Annotated in this window: 3 protein-coding genes; 2 read left to right on the top strand and 1 reads right to left on the bottom strand. The window is 67.9% G+C overall.

Annotated features, from left to right (window positions below; all coding sequences use genetic code 11):
- Nucleotides 1-650 precede the first annotated feature (650 nt).
- Nucleotides 651-3,071 carry a penicillin acylase family protein gene (locus ACODTA_RS30185; protein WP_489071366.1) on the bottom strand — a complete coding sequence of 807 codons (2,421 nt, stop codon included), beginning with the start codon at nucleotides 3,069-3,071 and terminating at the stop codon, nucleotides 651-653.
- Between the two features lie 378 nt (nucleotides 3,072-3,449).
- Between ACODTA_RS30185 and ACODTA_RS30180 the strand changes: the two genes are divergently transcribed.
- Both ACODTA_RS30180 and ruvC read left to right on the top strand, forming a co-directional pair.
- Complete coding sequence (locus ACODTA_RS30180) at nucleotides 3,450-4,190, top strand: YebC/PmpR family DNA-binding transcriptional regulator (RefSeq protein ID WP_489071364.1); 741 nt, start codon at nucleotides 3,450-3,452, stop codon at nucleotides 4,188-4,190.
- Between the two features lie 16 nt (nucleotides 4,191-4,206).
- Entirely contained in the window at nucleotides 4,207-4,695 is a 489-nt protein-coding gene (gene ruvC / locus ACODTA_RS30175) for a crossover junction endodeoxyribonuclease RuvC (protein ID WP_489071363.1), read from the top strand.
- Nucleotides 4,696-4,881 lie beyond the last annotated feature (186 nt).

The following is a 4,881-nucleotide window of genomic DNA, read 5'->3' as shown; positions in this document are numbered from 1 at the left end:
TCGTGAACTCCGCCGCAACGATGCCGCAGCTGCCTTTTTCAACGGAATTGGGTGGTTAGCTGCCGCTCACGGATTGGCTGCGGCTGCCATGATGGCATTGAGATAATCAGGATATCGCTGCATCTTCTCCGATATATGTGCCCGTTGGTTCCTCAAGAAGGAGGGTACTTGTTTCAGGGTCTCAGGATACGCTTCGTCACAGTCGAAAAAGAAACAGCCGCCTAGGACGAGTGCTTGAACCTTCTTCCACTGCATCGCGTCCGACCGCTTCGGTGGCTTGAACTTCCGCGGTAGACACACGGCCTTATGAGCGCAGCGCGGACATGCGAGCGTAAAAGGCCGCTCTTCAAATTTCCATGACACCCGCCGTTTGAATGAGCTGCGGCATGCGAAACAAGCGTACGGGTAGGTGATGAACATGTCGTATCACTTACCTTTTTCCGGGGAGATAGGAAACGACCGCAACTGGGGCGGAAGCGGGCAAGCCGCTTTTATGAGCCTACGACCTGATATCGCCGAACCAGGCCATCTCATCGTGATGCTGAACCTGTTTCAGCATCCATGCCGTAGCCTGTACCATCGCACCCGTTTCGACATGGCCCCTGAAACACATTCAGGGTGACGATGTCTTGGGCTCCGCATGACGATGTTCAGCGGACGGGCGCCGACCCTCTACGCTTCGGCTTCAGCACCAGATCACCCACCCCGGTCTCGCGCAGCGTCGCGGCATCGCCCGTCAGCGTGAAATAGCGCCCCTCGCTCCACGGTCCGGCGAGATGGCCGAACCATGGCGAGAGCGGATTGCCCGAAATGCCGGGCGCGATCATGAACAGGCTGCGCTCGGGCGCGGCGAGATCGATGATCTGGCGGTAGCGCGGGCCATAGATGTCGGTCCACGGATCGTCGCTCCACAGCTTGCCTTCCCCGGCATTGACCGTGAAGGCGTCGCCGCCCGCCGGCACGCGCGGCGTCACCAGCCGTCCGATCAGCGGCAGCCCGGCCAGGATGTCGTGACGAAAGGTCGCGCGATGGACGCGGCCCCAGCGCCATGCCGCCATGTCGCCGCCCTGCTCACGCCCGAGATCCGCGATCGCCGTGTCCAGCGCCGACGCCGCGAGCGCGGCGCAATCGGTACACCATGGGCTGCCCGGCCGGAGCAGCCGATCGAGGCGCGGCCGATTGCCGGCAAGCCAGGTTTCGGCAAGCGGGCCGAGCGCCGGCCGGAGCAGCGTGCGGGCGAGCGCGCGCTGCCACGCGGCCCAGATCAGCGGCTCGGGGCGATCCGTGGCCATGGCGCCATTCCAGGCGAGCAGCATGCCCCGCGCGCGCGCCGCCGCGCCGCCCGGCCGCATCGCGCGCAGCAGCGGGCGAAACGCCGCCACCTGGGCCGAGACGATATCGGTCTGGAGCGCGATCTGGCCGGCCATGTCGGCGCGAGCCGTGCGCGCCAGCACCCCGCTGATCCGCGCCGCGCGCCAGCCGGGCTCGAAGCTCGCGCTGTCGAACACGCCGCCCCGGCCCGCGATCAGGCGGTTATTGGCGTTGACGACGAAGCCGGCGGCGGAGGCCTGCTCGGCGGGCCACGCATCGGGCGCCGCGAAGCCCCGCCAGTCGAAGCGCGCGTCCCAGCCGGGAACCGGCAGGAAACCGTCGCCATCACGCATCGGCAAATGGCCCGCCGAAAGCATCGCGACGGTGCCCGCGCGATCGGCATAGGCGAAATTATGCTGAAGCCCGAAATCGCGCGCCGCCGCCCGGAATCCGGCCCAGTCACGCGCTTCCGCCATGCCCAGAAATGCCTTCACCAGCGGGTTGCCCTCGGGAAAATCGAGGCCGGCCAATGCGATGACATGGCCGGGGCCGATCTGGTCGCGGAGCAATGCGGCGGCATCGTCGTCGAGATCGGAAATCACCATGCCGTGGCGCGTATATCTGAGCGTCACCTGTTTTGGCGCCGCCCCGCGCACCGGGATCGCGATCCGGCGCATGCCGAACGGCGCGGAGCCTGATGGCGTGAGATAGCGTCGTGGATCGGCCGGATCGACGCGCTCGACGAACAGATCGGTCTGGTCCGCCATCATGTCGGTGACGCCCCAGGCGATGTCCGGATTGCGTCCGCTCGCGATCACCGGCGATCCCGGCCGCGACGCGCCGACCAGTTCGAACCCCGGCCATGTCATGCGGACCGGATAATAATCGGCGGGCGCGCCGAACCGGCCATGCGGGTCATTGGCGAGCATCGGCCTGCCGCTCGCCGTGCGCGCGCCCGCGATCGCCCAGCTATTCGAGGCGGGAAGCGCGCGGCCGAAGGGCAGAGCGGGGATCGCCGCCGCCGCCTTGCCCGAGAAGCGGATCGCGCCGCAGCTCTCGGCGCGATCGCCGTCATCGGCCGCCAGGCCCGGATAGGTGACGGGCGACGCATCGTCGGGCACGGCATAGAGATCGCGGATCCGGTCGCAGCCGATCCGCGCGGCAAGGCGGGCGCGCATGAGTTCGTCGCGCCAGTCGCCGAAGCCGAGCGCGGCGAGTCCGCCCAGCCGGTTCACATCGCTTTCGCTCCAGTGCGCCGGCTTGATGCCGAGCAGCAGGAATTCGGGCGGCAACGGCCCCCTGCGCGTATCGATCGCCCGGTTGATCCCGGTCACATAGGCGCGGATCGCCGCCCTGGTGGCGGCATCGTTGCGGGCATCGGTGCGCGCCGCGACGCGATCGAGATCGAGCGCGGCGACCAGCATGTCGGTCGCCAGCCCCTCGCCCCCCACGGCCTCGGCGAGCCGCGCCCTGCCCGCGCGCCGCGCCATTTCGAGCTGCCACAGCCGATCCTGCGCATGGACATAGCCAAGCCCGAAAAAGGCATCCGCCCGCGATCGCGCGAAGATATGGGGCACCGCCTGGCGATCGCGCACGATCTCCACATCCGCGCCGATCCCGTCGATCGCGACCGTGCCCGAATAGGCGGGAAGCGAGCCGCGCAGCCAGAGATATCCGCCGCCGATCGCCGCCACGGCCAGCAGGGCGAGGCCGCCGGCGCCATGAAGCGCGAAACGCCCGGCCCGGCGCAGCCGGCTCATGGATGACGGTCCACACAGCGGCCCCGGCCCGCCGCGGCCATGGCCGGGGCATCAGCGTCGCGAGGGAGGATCTTCACGATGGGGCGGAGGGCGGATCGCAACATGACCATCCATTATCTGAATTTGATCTCATTTTTAATTATCAAACTCGAACCGCTTTGCAAGGGCGCGGATGGACGATTTGGCGATGCCGCTTCGAACGGCGTCGCAAGGGCGTGCTGTGGGTGTGTCGGATGGCGAAGCCGGCGCCCGCCAAGATCGCCGCGCTCGGGGCGATGCCGGATCGCGGAACAGGGCCGATCGAGCAAAAACTTGCCCTCACCCCGCCCCGTCCGCTAGTGGCCGCACCAACCGACACACCAGCAGATCCGGGATCCGATGGCAGGCCATAGCAAATTCAAGAACATCATGCACCGCAAGGGCGCGCAGGATAAGAAGCGCGCGGCGACGTTTTCCAAGCTCAGCCGCGAACTGACCGTGGCCGCGAAGATGGGCATGCCCGATCCGGACATGAACCCGCGCCTGCGCCTAGCGGTGAACGCGGCGCGCGCGCAGTCCATGCCCAAGGACAATATCCAGCGCGCGATCGACAAGGCCAGCCAGGCCGGCGGCGAGGATTACGAGGAAATCCGCTATGAGGGCTTCGGCCCCGGCGGCGTCTCCCTGATCGTCGAGGCGCTTTCGGACAATCGCAACCGCACCGCCACCAACGTCCGCACCGCATTCTCCAAGAATGGCGGCAATCTGGGCGCCAGCGGATCGGTGAGCCACGGCTTCGACCGGATGGGCCTGATCGAATATTCCGAAAAGGCGGGCGACGCCGAAAAGGTGTTCGAAGCCGCGCTGGAAGCGGGCGCGGAAGACGTCGTCTCCGACGAGGGGCACGAGGTGTGGACCGCGCAGGACATGCTGCACGAAGTCGCCAAGGCGCTCGAGTCGGTGCTGGGCGAACCCGAAAGCGCGAAGCTGGCATGGCGGCCGCAGACCAAGGTGGTCGTCGACGCCGACACCGCGGGCAGCCTGCTCAAGCTGATCGACACGCTGGACGACGACGACGACGTGCAGACCGTGTGGGGCAATTACGAAGTGCCCGACGATGTGATGGAGAAGCTGGGCTGACCCGGCCCGCCTGTCCATGCCGCTGATCCTGGGCCTCGATCCGGGGCTCGCCATCACCGGCTGGGGCGTGATCGCGGCCGAGGGCAACCGGCTGAGCCATATCGAGAACGGCCAGATCAAGACCGATCGGGCCGCGCCGCTGGCCGAACGGCTGGTCGCGCTCGACGCGGCGCTGACCGACCTGATCCTGCGCCACCGCCCGGAGGGCGCGGCGATCGAGGAGGTGTTCGTCAACGTCAATCCGCAATCGACGCTGAAGCTGGGCCAGGCGCGCGGCGTCTGCCTGCTGGCGGCGGCGCGATCGGGCTGCGTGGTCGGCGAATATGCCGCGCGGCTGGTGAAAAAGGCGATCGTCGGCACCGGCGCGGCGGAAAAGGCGCAGGTCCACGCGATGGTCGCCCGCCTGCTGCCCGGCGCGAAGATCAGCGGCGCGGACGCGGCGGACGCGCTGGCGGTGGCCATCACCCACGCCCACCACATGGCGAGCGCACGCCGCATCCCGTGAACGCCGCGCTGGCCGGCGCATGCGCGCATCCTCACCTCCACCGTTCGGGCCGAGGTCGCGGGATGGTTCCGACAGGGCATGCCGCGATCAACACCCCCGCTCGGGCTGAGCCCGAACGGTTGGAGGTTGCGGGATTGCTCCGACAGAACATGCCGCCATCAACACCCCCGCTCGGGCTGAGCCTGA

The sequence above is a fragment of the Sphingomonas sp. FG14 genome, from assembly GCF_057809675.1.
This window is presented reverse-complemented; position numbering and strand designations above follow the sequence as displayed.

Excerpts from the sequence above, each read along its gene's own strand:
- ACODTA_RS30185 (WP_489071366.1), bottom strand. The coding sequence starts at position 3,071 with ATGAGCCGGCTGCGCCGGGCCGGGCGTTTCGCGCTTCATGGCGCCGGC.
- ACODTA_RS30180 (WP_489071364.1), top strand. The coding sequence starts at position 3,450 with ATGGCAGGCCATAGCAAATTCAAGAACATCATGCACCGCAAGGGCGCG.
- ruvC (WP_489071363.1), top strand. The coding sequence starts at position 4,207 with ATGCCGCTGATCCTGGGCCTCGATCCGGGGCTCGCCATCACCGGCTGG.